Origin of the sequence: Nonomuraea sp. SYSU D8015, from assembly GCF_008065375.1 — a bacterium.
Taxonomy (GTDB): Bacteria; Actinomycetota; Actinomycetes; order Streptosporangiales; family Streptosporangiaceae; genus Nonomuraea.
Genome location: NZ_VJYI01000005.1, coordinates 481336 through 504047, shown reverse-complemented (window position 1 = coordinate 504047; position 22712 = coordinate 481336). Strand labels below are relative to the sequence as shown.

19 protein-coding genes, 1 other RNA gene and 1 pseudogene are annotated in these 22712 nt (G+C 69.0%); 11 read left to right on the top strand and 10 right to left on the bottom strand.

Annotated elements, in window-relative coordinates:
* Positions 1–107: 107 nt before the first annotated feature.
* The 6 genes from ssrA to prfB form a co-directional block, all read right to left on the bottom strand.
* Positions 108–491: a transfer-messenger RNA gene (gene ssrA / locus ID574_RS24690) on the bottom strand.
* Between the two features lie 293 nt (positions 492–784).
* Positions 785–2638 (bottom strand): penicillin-binding transpeptidase domain-containing protein, encoded by a 1854-nt coding sequence (locus tag ID574_RS24685; RefSeq protein ID WP_188191307.1) that lies wholly within the window; start codon positions 2636–2638, stop codon positions 785–787.
* 7 nt (positions 2639–2645) lie between these two features.
* A complete protein-coding gene (gene smpB, locus ID574_RS24680) occupies positions 2646–3113 on the bottom strand; it encodes an SsrA-binding protein SmpB (RefSeq protein ID WP_188191306.1) in 468 nt (155 codons plus the stop codon).
* A 47-nt stretch (positions 3114–3160) separates the two neighbouring features.
* Positions 3161–4069, bottom strand: a complete 909-nt coding sequence (gene ftsX / locus ID574_RS24675; RefSeq protein WP_188191305.1) for a permease-like cell division protein FtsX — start codon at positions 4067–4069, stop codon at positions 3161–3163.
* Positions 4070–4089: 20 nt separating this feature from the next.
* Complete coding sequence (gene ftsE / locus ID574_RS24670; protein ID WP_091079803.1) at positions 4090–4779, bottom strand: cell division ATP-binding protein FtsE; 690 nt, start codon at positions 4777–4779, stop codon at positions 4090–4092.
* A 460-nt stretch (positions 4780–5239) separates the two neighbouring features.
* Complete coding sequence (gene prfB, locus ID574_RS24660) at positions 5240–6358, bottom strand: peptide chain release factor 2 (protein WP_188191303.1); 1119 nt, start codon at positions 6356–6358, stop codon at positions 5240–5242.
* 135 nt (positions 6359–6493) lie between these two features.
* On the opposite strand from prfB, the gene ID574_RS24655 reads away from it, so the two are divergent.
* The 6 genes from ID574_RS24655 (at position 6494) to ID574_RS24630 (ending at position 11383) form a co-directional block, all read left to right on the top strand.
* Positions 6494–7525: a DUF8094 domain-containing protein gene (locus ID574_RS24655; protein WP_188191302.1), complete on the top strand. Its 1032-nt coding sequence runs from the start codon at positions 6494–6496 to the stop codon at positions 7523–7525.
* A 52-nt stretch (positions 7526–7577) separates the two neighbouring features.
* Complete coding sequence (locus ID574_RS24650) at positions 7578–7811, top strand: helix-turn-helix domain-containing protein (RefSeq protein WP_188191301.1); 234 nt, start codon at positions 7578–7580, stop codon at positions 7809–7811.
* Positions 7808–8290, top strand: a complete 483-nt coding sequence (locus ID574_RS24645; RefSeq protein WP_188191300.1) for a Clp protease N-terminal domain-containing protein — start codon at positions 7808–7810, stop codon at positions 8288–8290. The genes ID574_RS24650 and ID574_RS24645 overlap by 4 nt, the downstream gene beginning before the upstream one ends.
* Positions 8291–8542: 252 nt before the next feature.
* Entirely contained in the window at positions 8543–9430 is an 888-nt protein-coding gene (locus ID574_RS24640) for an ABC transporter ATP-binding protein (protein WP_223167025.1), read from the top strand.
* Complete coding sequence (locus ID574_RS24635) at positions 9427–10272, top strand: ABC transporter permease (RefSeq protein ID WP_188191298.1); 846 nt, start codon at positions 9427–9429, stop codon at positions 10270–10272. Before ID574_RS24640 ends, ID574_RS24635 begins: the two co-directional genes overlap by 4 nt.
* 4 nt (positions 10273–10276) lie before the next feature.
* Positions 10277–11383, top strand: a complete 1107-nt coding sequence (locus ID574_RS24630) for a DUF418 domain-containing protein (RefSeq protein WP_188191297.1) — start codon at positions 10277–10279, stop codon at positions 11381–11383.
* Here the strand turns inward: ID574_RS24630 and ID574_RS24625 are convergent.
* The 4 genes from ID574_RS24625 to ID574_RS24610 all read right to left on the bottom strand — a co-directional run bounded on the left by ID574_RS24625 (position 11380) and on the right by ID574_RS24610 (position 18021).
* A complete protein-coding gene (locus tag ID574_RS24625) occupies positions 11380–16254 on the bottom strand; it encodes an NAD-glutamate dehydrogenase (protein ID WP_188191296.1) in 4875 nt (1624 codons plus the stop codon). The genes ID574_RS24630 and ID574_RS24625 overlap by 4 nt on opposite strands.
* A gap of 38 nt (positions 16255–16292) precedes the next feature.
* On the bottom strand, positions 16293–17096 hold the full coding sequence (locus ID574_RS24620; RefSeq protein WP_223167024.1) for a tryptophan 2,3-dioxygenase: 804 nt from the start codon (positions 17094–17096) through the stop codon (positions 16293–16295).
* A gap of 86 nt (positions 17097–17182) precedes the next feature.
* Positions 17183–17380, bottom strand: a complete 198-nt coding sequence (locus ID574_RS24615) for a zf-HC2 domain-containing protein (RefSeq protein ID WP_188191294.1) — start codon at positions 17378–17380, stop codon at positions 17183–17185.
* Positions 17380–18021 carry a sigma-70 family RNA polymerase sigma factor gene (locus ID574_RS24610; protein ID WP_223167023.1) on the bottom strand — a complete coding sequence of 214 codons (642 nt, stop codon included), beginning with the start codon at positions 18019–18021 and terminating at the stop codon, positions 17380–17382. Before ID574_RS24610 ends, ID574_RS24615 begins: the two co-directional genes overlap by 1 nt.
* Before the next feature lie 21 nt (positions 18022–18042).
* On the opposite strand from ID574_RS24610, the gene ID574_RS24605 reads away from it, so the two are divergent.
* From ID574_RS24605 to ID574_RS62855, 5 genes and pseudogenes are all read left to right on the top strand, one after another.
* Positions 18043–18687, top strand: coding sequence for a DUF4142 domain-containing protein (locus ID574_RS24605; protein ID WP_223167022.1), 645 nt, complete (start codon positions 18043–18045; stop codon positions 18685–18687).
* Positions 18688–18774: 87 nt separating this feature from the next.
* A complete protein-coding gene (locus ID574_RS24600) occupies positions 18775–19458 on the top strand; it encodes a DUF1996 domain-containing protein (RefSeq protein WP_188191293.1) in 684 nt (227 codons plus the stop codon).
* A 177-nt stretch (positions 19459–19635) separates the two neighbouring features.
* The gene (locus ID574_RS24595; protein ID WP_188191292.1) at positions 19636–20406 is read left to right on the top strand and encodes a hypothetical protein; all 771 of its coding nucleotides are present in this window, start codon (positions 19636–19638) and stop codon (positions 20404–20406) included.
* Positions 20407–20467: 61 nt separating this feature from the next.
* Positions 20468–22042, top strand: coding sequence for an NADH-quinone oxidoreductase subunit NuoF family protein (locus ID574_RS24590; RefSeq protein WP_188191291.1), 1575 nt, complete (start codon positions 20468–20470; stop codon positions 22040–22042).
* A gap of 342 nt (positions 22043–22384) precedes the next feature.
* Positions 22385–22669 (top strand): annotated as a pseudogene (locus ID574_RS62855) (FAD-binding oxidoreductase); the annotation flags it as partial.
* Positions 22670–22712: the final 43 nt, after the last annotated feature.

The following is a 22712-nucleotide window of genomic DNA, read 5'->3' as shown; positions in this document are numbered from 1 at the left end:
GGCGGATGCCGCCGGGGCGCCCGAGGACACCGGTGGCAGGCGCGCCCCCGCAAACGCCAAACCGCCCCTTGCCTGCGGTGTTTCCGCAGCCAAGAGGCGGTCTGAAGTGGTGGAGGTGGCGGGAATCGAACCCGCGTCCTTCAACCCCAAGTCAGGGCTTCTCCGGGCGCAGCCTGCTGTGCTTTTCTCAGCCCCGGCGATCACGCAGGCGAGTCGCCGACGGGCTCAGCCACTGTTTGATTTCCCGATCTTCCCCGTGGCCGGGTCGAACGGTTGAGCCTTCTAGCGATGCCAGACACCGGGCCGAAGGCACTCCCGGGCTGACAGTGGTTTCGCTGCTTAGGCAGCGAGGGCCAGGGTGTCCGTGGCCGCCACAGTGCTCTTGGAATTGGCACTTATTGTTTGCGGTCACAGGATTAACGAGGTTATGTCCGCAGTCCTCGGCCCGCTTCACCTGGCTTGCAAGGTCAAAGTCGAAGCCAGTCACCCCCTGTGCAGTTGTCAACACATCCCACCGGGGCGGGATGAGCAACATGAATGTACACGGGACAACGCCCTCAACGCCAACTTAATTCCCCATGGCGAAACCCCCGGGAGCGCGGCACAGCAGCGCGCGCTCCCGGGGGCCGACCGGCAGGGTCGAGCCGGTCCGGACGGCAGGACTTCCCCCGAGATGAAGTCCTGATCTCATCACGGCGACTGGGACCGCAACCCCCCGAGCGGGCCCAGTCACTCTGTAAGACGCCGCCACGGCCCCGAATGGTTGCTCGCCGTCACCGCTTTTTCACGATGAGGTACGAAGCGCCTCGAAGAAGCCGCCCGCCACCGCCGAGGCGTCGTAGTTCTTCGACAGCACCGCGATGGCCACGTCCCCCTGCCAGCCGACCCACCAGGTCAACTGGCTGCCCGCATTCGCCCGCACGCCGTAAACCGTGCCCTTGCCCGCCTGGGCGGGCGTACCGGCCGCACCGGTCCGCATCATCGGGACCAGCGCCGCGCGCACCTGCTGGTCGACGGGTACGGGGGCGGGCTGGGTGACCGGCACGGTCTCGGCCGAGGGATCGGGCGACTTCGGGTCGGTGACGAGCACGGGCGGGCGCCAGGTGCCCGAGGACACCGCCGCGGCCACCAGCGCCATGCCCAGCGGGCTCACCTCGACGTTCTGGCCGGCGATGGCCCTGGCCTTGTCGGCGTCGCCCGACAGGGCGGGGAACGAGCCACTGAAGGACTTCAGCGGCAGCCCCCAAGGCAGCCCCACCCCGAACGCCTCGGCGCTCTTCTTCAGGTCGTCGGCCTTGACGCGGCGGGCGAGGGAGGCGAGCGCGGTGACGCAGCCCTTGGCGAAGTGCTCCTGGAACGTGCCGGACGACGTGGTGCCGCCGGACTGGCCGGTCTGCACGAACTTGGCGCCGCCGACCGTGCGCTCCTCGGGGCAGTCGAGTCGCTGTTTCGGGCTCACCTTGGCCTTGATCAGCGCGTCCGCGGCCACGATCGAGAACGCCGTGCCCGCCGGGTATTTGCCGGCCAGCGCGTCCTTCTCCTGGTGCATGTCGCCCTTGGTGGCCACCGCGCGGATCTCGCCGGAGTTGCGGTCGACCGCCACCAGCGCGCTCGTGGAGGTGTCGGCCACCGCCCGCTCGGCCGCCGCCTGGATGCCGCTGTCGATCGTGGTCCTCACCGGGACGTTCTGCCGGCCGAGCCACTCTTTCAGCGTCGCGGCCTCCTTGCCGGTCTTGAGGTCGAGCGTGATCACCTTGGTCTCGGTGGAGCCGGTCAGATAGTCCTGGTAGGCACGTTGCAGGCCACTCTTGCCGATCGAGTCGCCGGCCCGCGCGCCGAGCTTCTGCTCGTCGTCCGGGGTGAGCGCGCTGACGGTGCCGACGATCTGCCGGGGCGCGGCGGGGCCGACCGGCTGAGGCTCCGGATTTACCTTGATTCCCGAGATCGCGTCGGGCTTGGGCCTCATCTTCTGGTAGAGGGAGCGCCCGAACGTCACCAGCGGCACGAACTTGTCCGGCGGCGACGACCTGACGCGGCTGAGCAGCCGGTCCTGGGCGTATCCGGTGATCTCGGAGAGCTTGGCCACGACCTCCTCCGCCCGGTCGCCCAGCTGGTTGGGGTAGACGCCGGCGACGTAGAGCATCGTGTCGGTCTGCAGCGGGTGGCCGGTCCGGTCGGTCACCGGCTGGCGCTCGATGGGCTCGGTGTCGACCGCGAACCGCTGCCCCTCCTTGAGCTGCGGATGCAGCACGGAAGGCGACCAGCGCACCTTCCACATGCCGTTGACCAGGTGGAGCGGCAACATCCCGTCGTACTGCCACAGCGGGTTGTTCTCGCCCAGGTCGACCTCGGCGTGGAAGTCGGCCTGGGACTGGTCGCCGTTGACCGTGAGCTTCTTGATCTTGAAGCGGAACGAGGCCGCGTCGAGCTCTACCGTGGCGTCGGACAACGCCTTGCGCACCGCCGCCTGGTCACCGTCGGTGCGCCCCGCGGCCAGGTCGTAGTCTCCGGTCTGCCAGCCCACGAGGAAGTCGCGTACGGCGTCATGCGGCGACGACTCCTCGAAGCAGCCGGTCAGCGTCGTGCACGCCACCGCCAGCGTGACGGTCGCGGAGAGGGTGCGGCTCAGCCGTCTCATGCCGCTCTCATCTGTTGCGGTGGCGCAGGGCTCGGGCCATCTCCCGTTTGGCCTGCTGCTCCGCCAGCGACTGCCGCTTGTCCCAGTCTTTCTTACCGCGGGCGAGGCCGATCTCGATCTTGGCCCGGCCGTCCTTGAAGTAGAGCACCAGCGGCACGATCGTGAGCCCGCCCTCCTTGGTCTTGGCGGCGAGCTTGTCGATCTCCTTGCGGTGCAGCAGCAGCTTCCGCTTGCGGCGGGCGGCGTGGTTGGTCCACGTGCCCTGCGCGTATTCGGGAATGTGCACGTTGAGCAGCCACGCTTCGTTGCCGTCGATGGTGGCGTAGCCGTCGACGAGCGAGGCGCGGCCCTCGCGTAGCGACTTCACCTCGGTGCCCTGCAGCACGAGCCCCGCCTCGAAGGTGTCTTCGACGTGGTAGTCGTGCCGGGCACGTTTGTTCTGGGCGATGACCTTCCGCCCGGTCTCACGCGGCATGCTTCGACTTTACCGGCGCTCAGAGTGGAGTGACTCCATGAGCACGGCTACACCCTGAGGTAACGGCGAAGCGTGACGAACGAGGCCAGGATACAGATGACCACACCGATGATCATGGTGAACGTGATCGTCTGAGCCACGGCGTCCCAGCCGAGCTGCGCGGTCGCGCCACCGAAGAAGCGGCCGAGCTCCTCGAACAGCATGACCTTCGTGACGATCAGGATGACCGCCGCGAGGACGCCGCCGATCAGGCCGGCGATCACGCCTTCCATGATGAAGGGCAGCTGGATGTACAGGTTCGACGCGCCGACCAGGCGCATGATGCCCGTCTCCCTGCGCCGGTTGAACGCCGACAGCCGGACCGTGTTGCCGATCAGCAGGGCCGCCGCCAGCACCAGGACGATCGCGACGCCGGTGGCGTAAATGGCGAGGTTGTCGAGCATCTCGAAGAACGGGCCGACCAGCTGCTTCTGGTCGGTCACCTGGGAGACCCCCGGCTGGCCCTGGATGGCCTGGATGACGGACTGGTAGTTGTTGGGGTCGTCCACCTTGATCCGGAACGACTGGGGCATGTCCTCGACCTTGGTGGCGGTCAGGAGGGCCTTGTTGGAGGCGTAGGCCTCCTGGAAGTTCTGCCACGCCGTGGCCTGGTTCTCGAAGAACACTTCCTTGACCCCCGGGACCCCGTCGATGTGGGTCTCCAGCGCCTTGATCTGGGCCTGGGTGATCGCCTTGCCGTTGCAGGCCGGGATGGCCGATCCCTTGCTGCACAGGAAGACCGAGACCTCGATCTTGTCGCCCCAGTAGCCCTTCATCAAGCCGACTTGGGCGTTGATCATCAAGCCGACGCCCAGCATCGCCATTCCGACCGCCACGGTGATGACCACCGCGATCGTCATGGTCAGGTTGCGACGGAGGCCGATCCAGACCTCGGAGAAGATGAAGTTCGCCCGCATGTTCTGTCTACAGCTCCCTGTCAGTACGCCTGGCCGTAAACGCCACGCGACTGGTCACGGACGATCTTGCCGTCCTCCAGCTCCACGACACGCTTGCGCATGGAGTCGACGATGGCCGCGTCGTGCGTGGCCATGACGACCGTGGTGCCAGTCCTGTTGATGCGGTCGAGCACCTTCATGATGCCGATGCTCGTCGCGGGGTCGATGTTGCCCGTGGGCTCGTCGGCCAGCAGGATCATCGGCCGGTTGACGAAGGCGCGGGCCATGGCGACGCGTTGCTGCTCGCCGCCGGACAGCTCGTCGGGCATGCGGTGGGCCTTGCCTTCCAGGCCGACCAGCTCGATGACCTCGGGCACCACCTTGCGGATGAACCGCCGGGGCTTGCCGATGACCTCGAGGGCGAACGCCACGTTCTCGTAGACGTTCTTGTTCGGGAGCAGCCTGAAGTCCTGGAACACGCAGCCGATGCGGCGGCGCAGGTGAGGCACCTTGAAGTTGGAGAGGCGGGCCAGGTCCTTCCCCGCGACGTGGATCGCGCCGGAATTGGGCCGCTCCTCCTTGAGGATCAGACGCAGGAACGTGGACTTGCCTGACCCCGAAGGGCCGACGAGGAACACGAACTCACCCTTGTCCACGTCTACGGATACGTGGTCGAGAGCGGGCCGGTTCTGGTTCGCGTAGACCTTGGTGACATTATCGAAATGGATCACGAGAGCATCACGGCATGCCAGTCTAGGGGTCAGGACGGAAGCGAGGGTGGCACATGCCCACTTCCCGCCGCTGGCCGACCGGGGACATCGGCTTTACTGATGATCGACGTTCCGATTGGCCAGAGCACAGTCTAGGGGGAAGACTGGCATGGAACGTCCATAACGGAAACAAAACGATTGTGCGGCTAGACTTGGGGCTGTCATGAGTTGTGAACACCTCGTATGTGCGCAGTGCGCCCACCCCGTGATCGAGGGACGCTGCCCCCTCTGCCGCGCCAACAGGGAGCGGATGCACAGCCACGGCTTCGCCGGGCTGTCCCCCGCCCTCATCGCCCTGCTCCTGATCGCCCTTCTCTTCGTCACCCTGGCGGTCAATCACCTGGCCGGCCGCTAGCCCGGCTCCTCCGCCCGGCCCGCTCCACGCCGACATCACAAGGAGCGCGATGAGGCCGGTCGGGGGTTAGTCGGCGTTGCCCGACTCCTGCCGCCGCATCCACCGGATCTCCGCCTCGATGAACTGGTCGAGGTCGCCGTCGAGCACCGCCGACGGGTTGCCGGCCTCGGTGCCCGTGCGCAGGTCTTTGACGATCTGGTAGGGGTGGAGCACGTAGTTGCGGATCTGCGTGCCCCATGACGTGGTCGTCGCGCCGCGAAGCTCGGACATCTTCTCCGCCTCCTCCTGCCGCTTGCGCTCCAGCAGCTTGGCCTGGAGCACGGCCATGGCGGTGGCCCGGTTCTGCAGCTGCGAGCGCTCGTTCTGGCAGGAGACGACGATGTTGGTCGGCAGGTGCGTGATGCGCACGGCCGAGTCGGTCGTGTTGACCCCCTGGCCGCCGGGGCCGCTCGAACGGTAGACGTCGACGCGGATCTCGTCCTCGTTGATGTCGATGTGGTCGGTCTGCTCGACGACCGGCACGACGTCGACCCCGGCGAACGAGGTCTGCCTGCGGCCCTGGTTGTCGAACGGGCTGATGCGGACCAGGCGGTGCGTGCCGTGCTCGCCGCGCAGCGTGCCGTACGCGTAAGGCGCCTTGATGGTGAACGTGGCGGACTTGATGCCGGCCTCCTCGGCGTAGGAGGTCTCGTAGACCTCCGTCGGGAAGCCCTTGCGCTCGGCCCACCGGAGATACATCCGCAGCAGCATCTCGGCCCAGTCGGCGGCGTCGACGCCGCCGGCCTGCGAGTTGATCGTGACGAGCGCCTCGCGCGCGTCGTATTCGCCCGACAGCAGGGTGCGCACCTCAAGGGCGCCGACGTCGGACTTGAGCGTCTCGAGCTCCTTGTCGGCCTCGGCGCGCGTGTCGTCGTCGCTCTCCTCGGCCGCCAGCTCGTAGAGGACCCTCAGGTCGTCGAGGCGGCGCGCGACGCCCTCGACGCGGTTGAGCTCGCCCTGGAGGTGCGAGAGCTTGCTCGTGACCTTCTGGGCCTGCTCAGGGTCGTCCCAGAGGTCGGGCGCGGCGACCTGCTGCTCCAGCTCCTCGATGTGCTTGCGCATCGCGTCGAGGTCGAGCACGTCCTGAATGCTGCGGATCGTGCCCGCGAGCTCGTTGATCTCTTCTGCCGGATCGATGCCTGCCACGCCTCCCTAGCGTACGCGACCCCTCGGGGGGCTACGCCCTCCGAGCACCCCCCAAAACCCAAAACCAAGGACTGCTTCGCGGACGTAATGCCCGCCGAGGCGGCTACGCCTCCTCGGCCCGAATAACATGGCCACGTGCGTGCATACGGGCGGCGGAAGGTGCTGGCGCTCGCCGCCGGCGTGCTGGCCGCGGCGACCGCCTGCACGAGCAGTGCCGCGCCGCCGTCCACGAAGCCCGCCGCCGCCTCCTCCACGCCCTCGCCCTCCGCGAGCGCGGTGGCCGTCACGCGGGCCGAGGCGGCCAAGGTGTTCACCGAGATCACCCTCGGCGACAACGTGCTGCGGGCCGACGGCCTACGGGGCGAGAGCAGCCTGGAAGGCCGTCTGAAGCTGGAGGTGGAGGGGCTGACCACCGGCGGCCGGACGCCCCTGACCCAGGCGGCGTTCCTGTCGACCGGCTACGCCCCGCCCCGCTACCGGTGGGGGACGCCGACGCTCTACGTGCCGAGGTTCCCGCCGGGCGAGCAGGCGCCCTGGTTCAGCGCGCTGGCGACGCGCGACGGCCGACCGGCGCTGCTGACGTTCGCCAAGTCGGACCTCTGGCGGCTCAGCTCCGTCGCGCAGCTGCTGCCCGACCAGCAGGTGCCGGAGATCCAAGTGGACTCCGAGGGCTACGCCACGGCGCTGGCGCCCGACGACAAGACCGTCACGATCAGCCCGCAGTTCATGCAGCCCGTGCACGCCAGCGTGGCCGAGACGGGGTCGGCCGGGGTCACGGCGGGCCTCCTCGCGCCGGGCCCCTACACGACCGAGGTGGCCGAGCAGATCGCCGACCTGCGGAAAGAGGCCAAACTCAGCGGCTACAGCTACGACTCGATCTTCAGCGCCGACAGTTTCCCCGTGTACGCGTTGCGGACCGCGGACGGCGGAGCACTGATCCAATACTCACTGTCGCGGACGACGACCACGACCACCAGGACGGCCGAGGACGACCCGCTCCCGGTGCCCGACTCGGCCCGGTGGGCGATCAGCGATCCGGTGCTGCGCCGTACGCTGCGGCTGGTCGAGACGCATCAGTACGCCACCGCCGTCCCGCCGCTCGCCAAGCCCTCCGCCGCCGCCGTCATCGCCCACGACGGCGGGCTCACCCGCGCCTCCGGCACCTGACTTTAGCAACCGCAGTTGACTATTGCCGAATTAGTCAACTACGGTTGCTTGCATGCCGGCAGAAGACGTACCCGTTCCCAAGGACCCCGCCGACGCGCTGGCGGCCGTCGTGGCGCTGCGACGCCTGGCCGACCAACTGGAGGACGCCGCCGTGGAGCAGGCCATGCGCGCGGGCTGGAGCTGGCCGGACGTCGCCGAGGCGCTCGGCGTCACCCGCCAGGCGGTCCACAAGAAGCACGCCAAGCGGCTCATCGCCGCCGGCGTCGTGCTGAGGAGACGACAGTGAGCAGGATCGACCACTACATCAACGACATCATCATCCGGGGCGGGGCCGAGGCGCAGGAGGAAGGCTCCGCGACGACCGAGGCCCATCACCTCCTGCTGGCGATCGCCGCCATCGAGGGCACCGCCGCGCACCGCGTCCTGACCGCGGAGGACCTCGGGCGGCAGACCATCAGGGAGGCGCTGGACCGGGAGTTCGAGCACAGTCTGGGCGCGGTCGGAGTGTCCCTCGCCTCCTTCGACCTCCCGCGGCCCAGCCGCGACCCCAAGGCCCTGCCCAAGCTCGGCGCCTCGGGCCGGCTCGCGATCGAACGCGCCATCGCCGCCTGCAAGGGCAAGAAGGACATGCGTCCCGCCCATCTGCTGCTCGGCGTCCTGGACACCGAGATCGGCACCGTGCCCCGCGCGCTCGCCCTGTCGGGCGTCGACCGGATCGCCCTGATGGCGCGCGCCCGGGAGACGCTCACGCACGAGAGCTGGTAACCAGCCCGGCAACCCCCTTTCCGGCCTAGCCCGGCCATACGGCCCCGACAGCCCGGCGGACACGGCCCGGACAGCCCGGCCAGGCAGCGCGACGCCCGTTCGGGCAGCGCCGCCGCCCACTTCCCCTTACCCCATTCCTCACGCTCCGGCCCCGGTTCGGGCCGCGACGCGCCATGCCCTCGCGACGAGGCCCCGCCGGCATGCGTCCCGGCGCGAGGACATCCGATCACGAAGAGAGGTCATCTGGTGACCATGAGCAAACAAGTGGTGCTCGACGTCGACGGGCTGCGCATGCGCTACGGCTCCGTCGACGTGCTGCACGACGTCACGTTCCAGATCCGCCACGGCGAGGTGCTGGCCTTGCTGGGACCGAACGGGGCGGGCAAGACCACCACGATCGAGATCCTCGAGGGCTTCCGCACCCGCTCGGCGGGCCGGGTCGAAGTGCTCGGCGCCGATCCCGCACATGGAGACGAACGGTGGCGGGCCCGGGTCGGGGTCGTCCTGCAATCCTGGCGCGATCACGGCAAATGGCGCGTACGCGAACTCCTTGCCCACCTCGGCACCTACTACGCCGCCTACACCACCCCCGACATCGAGCGCCCCTGGGACCCCGACGAGCTGATCGCGGCCGTCGGCCTGACCGGGCACGCGGACAAGAAGATCAAGACGCTCTCGGGCGGCCAGCGACGCAGGCTCGACGTGGCCATCGGCCTCGTGGGCCGCCCCGAGCTGCTGTTCCTCGACGAGCCGACGGCGTCGTTCGACCCGCAGGCCAGGCACGAGTTCCACGAGCTCGTACGCCGCCTGGCAGGCACCCAAGAAACCACCGTCCTGCTCACCACCCACGACCTGGACGAGGCCGAGAAACTGGCCGACCGCATCCTCGTCCTGAACGGCGGCCGGATCGTCGCCGACGGCACGGCCGCCGAGCTCGCCCGGCGGATCGCCGGCGAGGACGAGGTGCGCTGGCTGCGCGGCGGCCGGCGCTTCACCGAGAAGACCGCCGACTCGACGAAGTTCGCCCGCGACCTGTTCGCCCGCTACGGCGAGGAGGTCCAGGAGCTGGAGGTCCACCGCGCCTCCCTGGAGCAGACCTACCTCGCCCTGGTCCACCAGGCGGAGAGGACCACCCGATGAACCCCGTCATGACCGCACTGCGCGCGGGCTGGTCCCGCGGCCTCATCGAGCTGCGGCAGTCGTTCACCAACGGCGCCGAGCTGTTCTCGCACTTCCTCTGGCCCGCTCTGATGGTGGCCACCATGTTCTTCATCCGGGACATGTCGTTCGGGTCCACCGGGCTGCTCCTGGGCACCCTGGCGCTGCCGAGCATCCTCGGGATGAACGCCGCGACCGGCATGATCAGCATGAGCCAGCAGCTCACCGCCGACCGCGAGGACGGCACCCTGCTGCGGGCCAAGGCGACCCCGCACGGGATGCCCGCCTACCTCATCGGCAAGGTGATCTCGGTCTCCGGCGGCCTCCTCGCCGACCTGGTGATCTTCCTCGTCCCCGGCATGCTCATCGTCGAGGGCCTGCGGATCGGCCCGGGCTCCTGGCCCACCCTGGCCTGGGTGCTGGCGCTGGGCCTGGTCGCGACGCTGCCCCTCGGCGCGGTCCTGGGCTCGGCGTTCCCCAGCGCACGTGCCCAGGGGCTGATCCAGCTGCCGTTCCTGGGCGTGATCGGGATCTCCGGCATCTTCTACCCGCTCACCGCGCTGCCCGAATGGCTGCAGTGGATCGCCCAGATCTTCCCGATCTACTGGATGGGGCTCGGCATGCGCTCGGCCCTGCTGCCGAACTCGGCGGTGGCGGTCGAGATCGGCGAGTCCTGGCGCCACCTGGAAACCGCCGGTGTCCTGGGCGCCTGGGCGGTGCTCGGGCTACTCGTAGCGCCCATGGTGCTGCGGCGGATGGCTCGCGGCGAGTCCGGTTCGACCATGGCGGCGCGTCGCGAGCGCGCCCTGCAGCGGGTCGGGTGACGCCATGTCCCTCACGACCTCGACCGGCCGCTCGCTGGCGCCGGACCTGGCCCGCGGGTTCATGCTGCTGGCGATCGCGCTGGCGCACGCGCCGGTGTTCGTCTCCGGCCCGGCTTCCGGAGTCATCGACGACGTCGCCGCGTTCCTCGATCACCTGCTCGCCCACAACCAGGCCCGACCCATGTTCGTGTTCCTGTTCGGCTACGCGCTGGGGCAGCTCGCCCACCGCCATCAAGGCGACTGGGCCTCGCTCAAGAGACTGTTACGGCGCAGGGGCCGGTGGCTGATCGTCATCGGCTTCCTGCACGGGGTGCTGCTGGTGCCGCTGGACATCGTCGCGGTGTACGGGCTGACACTGCTGGTGCTCGTCCCGCTGGTGCGGGCCCGTGACTCGGTGCTGTGCTGGACAGCCGCCCTGATGCTCGTCCCGGCGGCGCTCATGGTCTCCGCGCCGGTCATGCTGGCGTACGCGGGCGCCGTGCCCCTCACGGGCGCCGGGATCATGCCGGCCGACCTCGGTTCCCACCTCCTCTCCGGCCTCCAGCTGTGGCCGTTCAAGACGGCCCTGGGCACGATCGACGTCGTGCCGGGCATGGCGCTGGGCATCTGGGCGGCCCGCCGCCGGATCCTGGACGAGCCCGGGCGCCACCGGACCCTGCTGGGCCGCGCCACCGTGATCTGCCTCGGGGCGGCGATCATCGGCCGGCTCCCGGGAGCACTGCTCCTGGCCGGCATGTGGACGCCCCCCGTGCCCTGGGCCGTCGTCCTCGCGCACACCCTCTTCGGCTACGCCGGCGGCATCGGCCTCGCCGCCCTCATCGGCCTTGTCGCGACCCGGGTGGAAAGCGGCGCGCTCACCACCGCCCTCGCCGCGCTCGGTCAGCGGTCGCTGACGTTCTACCTGTTCCAGTCGGTGGCGTTCCTCGTGCTGTTCTACCCGTTCACCCTGGACCTGGCCGACGAGCTGGGGTTCGCCTCCGCATCCGGGATCGGCGTCGCGATCTGGGCGGTCTCGGTCGCGCTCGCGGAGTGGATGCGCCGGGCCGGGCGCAGGGGACCGGCGGAGGTGATGCTGCGGCGGCTGACGTACCGCCGCAGCCCTGCCCCTTAGGCCTCCGTGTGCGGGAGGTTGCTGGCGTTCACCAGCGTGCGGATGGCACGCAGGGCGACCGAGAGCGTGGCCAGGTCGAAGTTGTCGCTCTCCCAGATCTCCGACAGCGTCTGCCTGGCCCGCCCGACGGCCGCCGAGTTGGCCTCCGACCACCGGGCCAGCCGCTCCTCCGGCGGCAGGCCGGGCTTGCTGTGGGCCAGCACGTCCCTGGTCAGGGAGGCGTGCGCGGCGTACAGGTCGTCGCGCAGGGCCGAGCGGGCCATGGAGTTCCAGCGGTTGTCCCTGGGCAACGCGATGATCCGCTCCCTGAGGCGGGCCAGCTGGAGGCGGTCGGCCAGGTCGAAGTAGACCTCGCCCACCTCGTTGACCGGCCGGTCCGTCACGGAGGCGACCTCCACCAGGTCGAGCGTGGAGTAGGCGGGCACCATGGCGGCCACACGCTCGGCCAGCTCCTGCGGCACGCCCCTGGCCAGGAACGAGTCGCGGCGGTCCTCGTAGGCGGCCAGGTCGGGCCCCGTCAGCAGCTTCGGCAGGTGGGCGAGGAGCCCGTTGACGCCCTTGACGAAGAAGCTGACGGACCCGGCCAGTTCGAGCGGCGGGCGGCGGTTGATCAGCAGCCACCGGGTGCCGCGCTCGACGAGCTTGCGGGCCTCCAGCAGCATGGCGATCTGGACGTCCGTGCTGACCTTGTTGTCCAGGGACTCCACGGCCCGGTAGAAGCTCGGCAGGTCGAACACCTCGCGCGCCACGAGCCACGCCCGGACGATGTCCGGCGTCGAGGCGCCGGTCTCCTCGCCGAAGCGGTGCATGAACGTGGTGCCCATGGAGTTGACCAGGTCGTTCACCACGCCTGTGGTGATGATCTCGCGCCGCAGCGGGTGCGCGTCCATGTACGGCCGGAACCGCTCCCGCAGCGCCGACGGGAAGTACGACACCAGCCACGACTCGAGATAGGGCTCGTCGGGCAGGTCGGAGCCGAGCAGCTCGGCGTCGGCCACGAGCTTGGTGTAGGCCAGCAGCACGGAGAACTCGGGCGCGGTCAGGCCGAGCCTGGCCTGGCGGCGCTCGGCCAGCGTCTTGTCCGCCGGCAGGAACTCCAGCTCCCGGTTGACCAGCCCTTCCCGCTCCAGCCGCCGCAGGTAGCGGGCGTGGATGTGGAGCATCTCGACGGCCTGGGCGCGGGCCGCGGCCAGGACGACGTTCTGGGCGTAGTTGTCGCGTAGCACCAGGTTGGCGACCTCATCGGTCATCGAGGTGAAGACCTGGTTGCGCTGCTTGTCGGTCAGCTCGCCGTCGCGGACCACCTGGTCGAGCAGGATCTTGATGTTGACCTCGTGGTCGGAGGTGTCGACGCCGGCCGAGTTGTCGATGAAGTCGGTGTTGATCAGCCCGCCGTTGAGCGCGAACTCGATGCGGGCCAGCTGGGTGAAGCCCAGGTTGCCGCCCTCGCCGACGACCTTGCAGCGCAGGTCGGCCGCGTTGACCCGGAGGCTGTCGTTGGCCTTGTCGCCCACGTCGGCGTGGGTCTCGGCGGTCGCCTTCACGTACGTGCCGATGCCGCCGTTCCACAGCAGGTCGACCGGGGCCCGCAGGATGGCGCTGATCAGGTCGTTCGGCGCCATCGAGTTGACGCCCTTCGGGATGCCGAGCGCCTCGCGCATCTGCGGGGTGATCTGGATGGACTTGGCCGTGCGCGGGAACACGCCGCCGCCCGCCGAGATCAGCTTGGGGTCGTAGTCTTCCCAGGAGCTGCGCGGCAGCTGGAAGAGGCGCTGCCGCTCGGCGAAGGAGCGGGCGGCGTCGGGCGTGGGGTCCACGAAGACATGCCGGTGGTCGAAGGCGGCCACGAGCCGGATGTGCTCGGACAGCAGCATGCCGTTGCCGAACACGTCGCCGGACATGTCGCCGATGCCGACCACCGTGAAGTCGGTGGTCTGCGTGTCGACGCCCATGGTGCGGAAGTGGTATTTCACCGACTCCCAGGCGCCGCGGGCGGTGATGCCCATGGCCTTGTGGTCGTAGCCGACCGACCCGCCGGAGGCGAACGCGTCACCCAGCCAGAACCCGTACTCCTTGGCCACGCCGTTGGCGATGTCGGAGAACGTGGCGGTGCCCTTGTCGGCCGCGACGACCAGGTAGGTGTCGTCGCCGTCGTGCCTGACCACGTCGGGCGGCGGCACGACCTTGCCGTCCACGAGGTTGTCGGTGACGTCCAGGAGCCCCGAGATGAAGGTGCGGTAGCAGGCCACGCCCTCGGCGAGGAGCTCCTCGCGGGTGCCGTGCGCAGGCGGACGCTTCACGACGAACCCGCCTTTAGACCCGGTCGGGACAATGACCGTGTTTTTCACCATCTGCGCCTTAACCAGGCCCAATATTTCCGTCCGGAAATCCTCCATTCGGTCGGACCACCGGAGCCCGCCCCGGGCGACCTTTCCGAACCGGAGATGAACACCCTCGACGCGAGGCGAATAGACGAATATCTCGAACTTCGGCCGCGGCAACGGCAGCACGCTGATGGCCTGCGGGTCAAACTTGAGCGAAATGTACGATTTGCGCCGCCCATCCACCGTTTGGAAGTAATTCGTGCGCAATGTCGCGTGAATCATCTCGAGGTACGCCCGCAGGATCCGGTCCTCGTCCAGCGAGGCCACCTCGTCCAGCGCCCCGAGGGCCTCCTCCTGCAGCGCCTCCACGAGATCGGTCCGCAGGTCTTCCGACCGTCGCGGATCCAGCTTGGCCTCGAACAGGTGCACCAGCAGCCGCGCCAGCCGCACGTTGCCCGTGAGCACCCGCTCGATGTAGCTCTGCGAGAACGTGCTCCCGGCCTGCCGGAGGTATTTGGCGTACACCCGCAGGATCTCGACCTCTTCCCAGGTCAGCCCGGCCCGCAGGATGAGCGCGTTGAAGTCGTCGGCCTCCACCTCGCCCTTCCACAGGGCGGTGAGCCCGTCCTGGAAGAGTCGCTTGAAGTCGTTCCTGTCGACCTCGTCGGAGGGGGTGTAGCGCAGCCCGAAGTCGTAGATCCAGGCGTTCTTGGTGCGGGGGTCGTTGTCTCGGTCGACCTCGTACGGCCGCTCGTCGACGACCTCCACGCCGAGCCGCTGGATCAGGGGCAGCGCATGGGACAGCGAGATGGGCGAGCCGATCTTGTAGATCTTGAGCCGCCGCTCCCCCTCGGCCGCGTCGTACGGCTCGTAGAGGTTGATCCCGACCTCGTCGTCGTCGCCGCCGGCGACGAGCTCCTCCAGGCGGCGCAGGTCCACGACGGCCACCTTGGGCGGGAAGTCCGCTTTGTACCCCTCGGGGAACGCGTACGCGTACCGCCTGATGAGCGTCGGCGCCTCCTCCTCGGAGGTCATCTCCCCCAGCGCGCCCGCCAGGTCGTCCTCCCACGAGCGGGTGAGCGCGGCCAGCCGGGACTCCAGCTCCTCCACGTCCACGCTCGGCGGCGGCAGCTGCTTGCCCCGCTCGCCCCGCACCACCACGTGCAGCCGGGCCAGCACCGACTCGCCGATCATCGCGCTGTAGTCGAGCGCCTTGCCGCCCAGGGCTTTGAGCAGCACCTCCTGCATCTTCAGCCGGACTTTGGTGGTGTAGCGGTCGCGGGGCAGGTAGATCAGGCAGGAGATGTAGCGGCCGTAGTCGTCGCGCCGCAGGAACAGCTTGACCTGCTTGCGCTCGCGCAGCCGCAGCACGCCCAGCGCGATCGGCAGCAGCTGGTCGACCGAGGTCTGGAACAGCTCGTCGCGCGGGAAGGACTCGAGGATCTCGATCAGGTCCTTGCCGTCGTGGCTGTCGGGCGCCAGCCCGGCCTTGTCGAGCACGTCGGCCAGCTTGCGCCGGAGCACCGGGATCCTGGAGATCGACTCGTTGTAGGCCACGTGCGTGAACAGACCCAGGAAGCGCCGCTCGCCGATCACCTCGCCCTCGGGCGAGAACATCTTGACCCCGATGTAGTCGAGGTAGGCGGGCCTGTGAACGGTGGCACGCGAGTTGGCCTTGGTGATGATCATGAGGTGCTTCTCGCGCGCCTTGGCCCGCACCTCGGGAGGCAGCACGGAGAAGCTCGCCGAGCCGACCTTGTCGTCACGCAGGATGCCCAGCGCCGCCCCCGGCAGGGAACGCAGGGCCTCGCCCTCGTCGGTGTCCTCCAGCCGGTATTCCCGGTAGCCGAGGAAGGTGAAGTGCCCGTCGGCGAGCCAGCGCAGCAGGTCGATGCTGTCCTCGACCTCCGCGGGCTCCAGCGGCGGCGGGTTCATGCTCAGGTCTTCCGCGGTCTGCACGGCCAGCGCCCGCATCTTCCTGAAGTCCTCGACCGCGTGCCGCACGTCGGCGAGCACCCGCTGGAGGTCGTCCTCCAGCTTCTTGAGCACCCCGTGGTCGGACTGCCGGTCGATCTCGATGTGCATCCACGACTCGACCAGCATCTGACCGGTGACGTCCTCCTGGCCCCGGCCGAGCATCCGGCCCGTCATGTCGCGGCGCACCCGCATCTGCGGGTGGACCACCAGGTGGATGCCCAGGTCGTGGCGGTCCAGCTCCATCGTCACCGAGTCGACCAGGAACGGCATGTCGTCAGTGACCACCTCGACCACGGAGTGGCCCGGGTCCCACCCGTTCTCCTCCAGGGTCGGGGTGTAGGCCCGGACCACGGCCCGGCCCTGGGGGCGCACCTCGGCCAGTTGGCGCTGCGACATCGCCGGACCGTAGACGTCGACCGGGTCGCGGTCGAGCAGGTCCTCCGGCGCCACGTGCCGGTAGTAGAACCGGAGGAAGGACAGCGCCTCCTCGGTGGTCACGTGTTCGCTGCTCGCCGCACAGCTCTCCGCGGCTCGCTGGAGCAGCTCGTCCTTGGCCTCGTCGAGGGGCATCTGGGTCTCACTCCTTTGTGAGGGTACGCCGTGGCCGTTCATAGCCAGGCCCTTAGTTCCCACAGAAGCGGGAAGTAGTGCAGACGCGTTCTATCGCGTAGATAGGGGGCGCCGGTCGAGCCGCCGGTGCCGGACTTGGTGCCGATCTGGCGTTCGACCATCTGGACATGACGCATCCGCCACAGGGCGGCGGTCTCGTCGTGGGTCAAGAGGTCCTCGGCCAGCTGCCACAGGTCGTCGTAGGACCGGCGGTCTCTGGCCACGGCCAGCAGCGAAGCCATGATCTCGTCGTCGGAGACCGGTAGGCCTCGCTGAGAGAGGGCGGCCAGGTAAGCATCCCACAACGTGGGCTCCTCCAGCCTCCGGCGCAGCCTGGCGAGCTCGGTCTCGCTGGCGTTGCGGAAGCTCATGAGGTAGCGCTCGTCCTTCAGCCCCGACAGGAACTCCAGCTCGCGGAACTGCACCGACTGGAATCCGCTGGCGGGCGCCAGCTTCGAGCGGAACGCCAGGAAGTCCTGAGGCGTCATCGTCTCCAGGACCTCGACCTGCTCGATCATCACCCGCTCGACCGCGTGCACCCGCCGGAACAGGTGCCTGGCCTGCCACAGCTCGCCGTCGAACATGGCGGCACGCGCCGCCTCCAGCTCGTGGAGCAGCAGTTTGAACCACAGCTCGTAGATCTGGTGCGTGGTGATGAACAGCAGCTCGTCGGGAGCCTCCGACTGGGGCTGTTGTTGGGCGAGCAGCGCAGGCAGGCAAAGGTAGCCGCCGTACGACAGCCGGCCGCCTTCCTCGCCGAACTGCCGCTGCGGGGGACCGGGCGCATCACCGTTGATGCCCACCGAACACCTCCCCCTGAACCGCCCGGCCATGGTCCGCCGGACGTAGTGCCTCGCCGTACCGATACCACCCGAAAAGGTGATAGACGTCAACGCGACATCGACATAGGGGGATCGTCGTCGGAGGCTGAGGGGGTGTTCTTGAGCTCGTCGAGCTGCTCCGGCAGCTCGGCAAGCTCAAGTAGCTCCGCCTGGCACTGCTCGCATGTGTCGAGGTGGCGCTCGAACGCCTCGTGCTCCTCTTCATCGAGGACGCCGAGGACATAGGCGGCCACCTCGTCATGCATCAGCCGGCTACCCCCTTGTCCCGCAGCTGTTCGCGGAGAGCCCGGATCCCGTAGTAGAGCCGGGACTTCACCGTGCCCGGCGGGATCCCCAGAATCTCCGCCGCTTCACTTATCGTACGGTCTCGAAGGTAGGTCTGCTCTATTACTTCCCGGTGTTCTTCGGACAGACTGCGCAGCGCGTCGGCGACAACGATCGCCGAGAGGGCTCGCTCCGAGCCGTCCGGCACCGCCAGCGTGTCGACTTCGGGTGGCTCGACCTCCTGTGGCCGCACACTCTTACGTCGACGTCCGTCAATGACGATACGGCGGGCTACCGTGAGTAGCCATGCCCATATGAGGCCTGGTTCCCATTGCAGTCTTGCCGAGTTTCTCCAAGCTCGGACGAGCGTCTCCTGCACGACGTCTTCAGCCCACTGAAGGTCGTTGCCTGTTGATTTACGTACGTGGCGCAGCAGAGGGCCGCCGAACTCCTGGTAAAGCACCGCAATGCGATGCTCCGCCTCGGCATCCGCACTCTCGAACCTGCCGTCGAGGTGACCTAGCACGGGGCACATCTTTACACCTTTGTTATCGGTCCGGTAGCCACTCCGATAACTCCAGTCATTTCTAACTATCTCCGGCCATAGGTGAACCAGGCTCATGCCCCCCGCGTACCTCACACCATGCACAGGCTTCTGCGTGGCGAGATCTTCATGCTCGCCAGCTTCGTTCTTGCCGCCGCGGCGACGGCCGTGCTGATCATGCCGTCTCCGAGCGATTCCGCGGCCACCCAGTCCACGACGACGTCGTTCGGGCCCCTCACCGCTGCTGACCGCGACCTCCTGATCAAGGTGCGCCAGGCCGGCCTCTGGGAGATGCCGGCAGGGGACTACGCCCAGACGCGCGCCGAGTCCCAACGGGTCAAGCAGGTTGCCAGGCAGATCAAGGATGAACACGGGAAGCTGGACCTGCTGGTCCGCCAATCAGCGAAGAAGCTGGGCGTGGCCTTGCCCGACGAGCCGAACGCCGACCAGCAGAGCTGGCTGGCCCAGATGGCCTCCGAGAGCGGCCCGGCGTTCGACAAGGACTACGTGAACCTGTTGCGTGCCGCGCACGGCAAGGTCTTCTCCGCCATCGCGCTCGTACGGGCCGGAACCCGCAACGCCGAGGTGAGGAAGCTCGCCTCGGACGCCAACGCCTTCGTCATGCGCCACATGACCTACCTGGAGTCCACCGGCCTGGTGGACCACAGCCAGCTGCCGGAGCCCCCGACGCCCTCACCCGCTCCGCCAGTCGCTCTGGCGGGAGACATGAGGAGACAGCAGTGAGCAGATCCAGGCGCATGGCCGCGGCCGTCCCCTCCTTGGCCGTCGCGGCCACGGGACCGCAGGCCCCCCCAGGGCGGCGGCGTCGCGGTGCTGGACCCCGTCGCCTCCCCCGAGGCGGGCGCCCAGGACCAGGATCAGGGACAGCAGCAGGGCCAGAACCAGGACCCCACCGCGGCGCCCGAGGACGAGGAGAACGCGCAGACGTTCCGCCGCGGCCGCCCGAGGCCCACGCAGACCCAGAACCCCGGCAACAGCCCGTACTTCCGGCCCGTGCTGAGGGACCGCAAGGCGGACGCGAACTCCAACGACCCCGACGGCAACGTCGGCCAGGTGCTGACGGCGCGCTCGGTACAGCTCCAGTTCCGCGGGAACGCGAACGGTCCGGCCAACGCGCGCGCCGCGTGGAGCTGCACGGGATTCCAAAACCGTATAGCGACCGACAAATCTCCGCTTTGCCCGCGCGGCAGCCAGGTCCTTCGTATCCTGGACTTCCCCAGCTGCTGGGACGGACAGAACACCGACAGCGCCAACCACCGCACGCACGTGGTCTTCCCCGGGCAGAACGGTGCCTGTCCTCAGGGCACAAGGGCGATCCCGCAGCTACGCATGACCCTCGCGTACTCCGTGCCGCAGGGCCCGTCGTTCGCGCTGGACTCCTTCCCCGAGGAGAAGCACAACCCGATCACCGACCACGCCGACTTCGCCAACGTCATGCCCGATCGGCTGATGCGCTTCGTCGTCGACTGCATCAACCGGGGCCGCCGTTGCTGACCCTGAATCACGCCCTCAAGGGCTGACCTTCCGAGTCGCACCCTCACCCGATCTTGGAGGGGAACACAGATGCTCCACAGACAACACCCCCGGCACTCTCCCACCAAGCTGGACAATCGAAGCATCCGGCTGGGAGTCAGTGCGATGATCATGGCTGTCGTCCTGACAGGTTTCGCTGTGACCAGTACGGAGCGCGGCGTCGCGCTGCTCGGCCGGGTGGTGGGCTTCCTCGAGTACTACATGGGCGTGTTCGCCCTGGTGACGCTGACCATGACGGTCGCGCTCGGCATCATCACGACTGAACGGGTCTTCCTGTCGATCGCCGGCAGGGTCAGGTCGCAGCTCGCGCACAAGGCCTTCGGCATCCTCGGGATGACCTTCCTGATCACGCACATCGCACTCATGATCGGTCTGGGACATGTGCCGCCCGCCGCGGCGGTCGTCCCGGTCGCGGGCCTCTACAAGGGTCTCGGGCTGCTGGCCTTCGACCTGATGATGGTGGCCGTGGCCACGGGAATGATGCGAGGGCGCTTCGCGGTGAAGGCCAAGCCGTGGGTCTGGCGTGTGCTGCACTCCACCGCATACATCGCCTGGCCGGTCGCGATCCTGCATGGAATGGCGGCCGGCCGCCAGACGCTCGGAGAGTGGGTGAACTGGTCCTATGTGGCCTGTCTGGCGGCGGTCGGCGCAGCGCTGGTCGTGCGCGTGCTGGCCTCGATGCGCCGGCCACCCGCAGTGACCGAGAAGGTCCGAGGGCCCGAGGTGACGGCGCCCATCCCCGTGGTCGTGCCCAACGAGCGGCCGCAGACGGTCGGGGCGGCGAACCGGGCCGCCGCTGCCGCGGCCGCCGCCAGTGCGGCCGCAGCTCAAAACGCTGCCTTCAACGCAGCAGAGAACACACCGGTGAGCCTCGCCGAGGCTCGACGCAGATACCGGGAGGCCGGATGAACCTCACCGCAACCGCCAAGGAGCGACCGTGATTCCGGCTCGAGTGCCACGAGTCTTACGAATGGGTCCAGCCCGGCTGACGGCCGGGCTCGAGCACGCCCGGCGCATCGACCTGCCGGCCCACCGCACGCTCCACGGCGTCATGAAGCCGCGCACGCTGGACCAGCTCATCGCGTACGCGAACGAAGTAGACATGCGCGGGCGGGGCGGCGCGGCGTTCCCGTTCGCGCGCAAGCTGCGAGCCGTCGCCGACGCGGTGGGCTCGCAGGGCGAGTGCGTCGTCCTCATCAACGGCGCTGAGGGCGAGCCGGCCAGCTCCAAGGACGCGATGCTGCTCACCCGCAACCCCCACCTGGTCCTGGACGGCGCCGTACTGGCCGCCGAGGCTCTGGGGGCCCGCGAGGTGGTCCTCGCCACCCCCGGGGGCGAGGTCTCCGAGGCGTCCGTCAACGCCGCCGTGGAGGAGCGCCGGGCCGCCAATGTGTCCGGCGGCGTCGAGAGCCGCGTGCCGATCCGCGTGGTCGGCATCAAGGAGCGGTTCATCTCAGGGGAAGGCGGCGCGCTCGTCAACGCCGTGAACGGCCTGGAGGGCATCCCGCCCGGCCGCAAGAGGCGGGCCGCGCAGAGCGGTGTCGACGGGCTGCCGACCCTCCTGTCCAACACGGAGACGTTCGCGCAACTCGCGCTGCTGGCCGAGTACGGCCCGGAGAAGTACTCCGAGGTCGGCACGGTGAAGGAACCGGGCACGATCCTGCTCACCGTCAGCGGCGGCGCGGCCAACGGCGCGGTCATCGAGGTGCCGACCGGCGTCATGCTGGCCGACGTGCTCAATCTGTGCGAGGCCGACATCGGCGACGGCGTGCTCTTCGGCGGCTATCACGGCGCGTGGCTGTCGGCGGAGGCGGTCCAGAGGGCCGTGGTCTCGCGTGAGGGCATGAAGGCGGCCGGGGCCACCCTGGGAGCCGGGATCATCGTCCCGGTGGGCTCGTCCACGTGCTCGCTGGGCGAGGCCGCCAGGGTCGCCGCCTATCTGGGGTCCGAGTCGGCGGGCCAGTGCGGCCCCTGCCGCCTCGGCTTGCCGGACATCGGCAGGCTCATGTGCGACCTCGTCGAGGGCAGGGGCTCGGTGGACGCGATCCGGCGGGCCGTGCGCCTGGTGGAGCGGCGCGGCGCGTGCTCCCACCCGGACGGCACGGCCAAGTTCGTGCTGTCGGCGCTGGACGCGTTCGAGAACGAGATCACGCTCCACCTGGAGCAGGGCTCCTGCGGGCGGCCGATACGCGGCGTGATGCCGATGCCCGAGTTCGAGAAGGAGCCCGAATACCGGTTGGAGGTCGACTGGTCCCGCTGCATCGGGCACGGGCTGTGCGCGCACCTGCTGCCGGAGTTCGTGACGCTGGACGACTACGGGTTCCCGGCGTTCAAGAAGATCCCCGGCTTCATGGCCAAGGAGGCGCAGCGGGCCGTCGACATGTGCCCGGCGCTGGCCATCAGACTCGCCTCGGCCAGCGGGGACGGGCACGGTCCCGGCCCTGAGAAGAAGTCGAGCAAGTCGAACGGGTCGCCGCTGCGGCTGGTGAGGAAGGACGGCACGACGAAGACCGGACCGATGCCGCGGTTCTCGCGGGTCGGGTAGGGGGCCAGAGGGGCGGCCGAGTGACGTGAACCCGAACCCGGTGGACCACCCGGGCGTCTCACCAGTCGATTGACATCGATCGGGAGGAGGGCGCCCATGGACCACTGGGATTTGGCGCGCCGGGACACGGCCATGGGCCGGCGCGATTTTCTGCATGTCGCCGCCCTGGCCCCACTGGGGCTCGCCGCGGCGGCGCCTGACTGGCGAGGACTGCGCAGGCGGCTGTCGGGGACGCTCGTCCTGCCCGGCGACGCCGGATACGCCGCCGCCCGCCGCCTGTACAACCCGGCCTACGACCGGATCAGGCCGGGCGGGGTGGCGTACTGCGAGAGCGCGGCCGACGTGTCGGCGTGCCTGGCGTTCGCGCGGACGGCCCGCGTCCCGGTCACCGCCCGCTCGGGCGGTCACTCGTACGCGGGCTGGTCCACGGGCACCGGGCTGGTGATCGACCTGTCCAGGATGCGCTCGGTCGCCCATGCGGGCGGCCGGGCCACGATCGGGGCGGGGGCCAAGCTGATCGACGTCTACGACCGGCTCGCCCGGCACGGCGTGAGCGTGTCCGCCGGCACCTGCCCCACCGTGGGCATCAGCGGGCTCACGCTGGGCGGCGGGCTCGGGGTCGTGTCGCGCAAGCACGGCCTCACCTGTGACCTCCTGGAGTCGGTGACGG

Excerpts from the sequence above, each read along its gene's own strand:
- ID574_RS24685 (WP_188191307.1), bottom strand. The coding sequence starts at position 2,638 with ATGAGACGGCTGAGCCGCACCCTCTCCGCGACCGTCACGCTGGCGGTG.
- smpB (WP_188191306.1), bottom strand. The coding sequence starts at position 3,113 with ATGCCGCGTGAGACCGGGCGGAAGGTCATCGCCCAGAACAAACGTGCC.
- ftsX (WP_188191305.1), bottom strand. The coding sequence starts at position 4,069 with ATGCGGGCGAACTTCATCTTCTCCGAGGTCTGGATCGGCCTCCGTCGC.
- ID574_RS24650 (WP_188191301.1), top strand. The coding sequence starts at position 7,578 with ATGCCGGCAGAAGACGTACCCGTTCCCAAGGACCCCGCCGACGCGCTG.
- ID574_RS24640 (WP_223167025.1), top strand. The coding sequence starts at position 8,543 with ATGAGCAAACAAGTGGTGCTCGACGTCGACGGGCTGCGCATGCGCTAC.
- ID574_RS24635 (WP_188191298.1), top strand. The coding sequence starts at position 9,427 with ATGAACCCCGTCATGACCGCACTGCGCGCGGGCTGGTCCCGCGGCCTC.
- ID574_RS24630 (WP_188191297.1), top strand. The coding sequence starts at position 10,277 with ATGTCCCTCACGACCTCGACCGGCCGCTCGCTGGCGCCGGACCTGGCC.
- ID574_RS24625 (WP_188191296.1), bottom strand. The coding sequence starts at position 16,254 with ATGCCCCTCGACGAGGCCAAGGACGAGCTGCTCCAGCGAGCCGCGGAG.
- ID574_RS24615 (WP_188191294.1), bottom strand. The coding sequence starts at position 17,380 with ATGCATGACGAGGTGGCCGCCTATGTCCTCGGCGTCCTCGATGAAGAG.
- ID574_RS24610 (WP_223167023.1), bottom strand. The coding sequence starts at position 18,021 with ATGAGCCTGGTTCACCTATGGCCGGAGATAGTTAGAAATGACTGGAGT.
- ID574_RS24605 (WP_223167022.1), top strand. The coding sequence starts at position 18,043 with ATGCACAGGCTTCTGCGTGGCGAGATCTTCATGCTCGCCAGCTTCGTT.
- ID574_RS24590 (WP_188191291.1), top strand. The coding sequence starts at position 20,468 with ATGGGTCCAGCCCGGCTGACGGCCGGGCTCGAGCACGCCCGGCGCATC.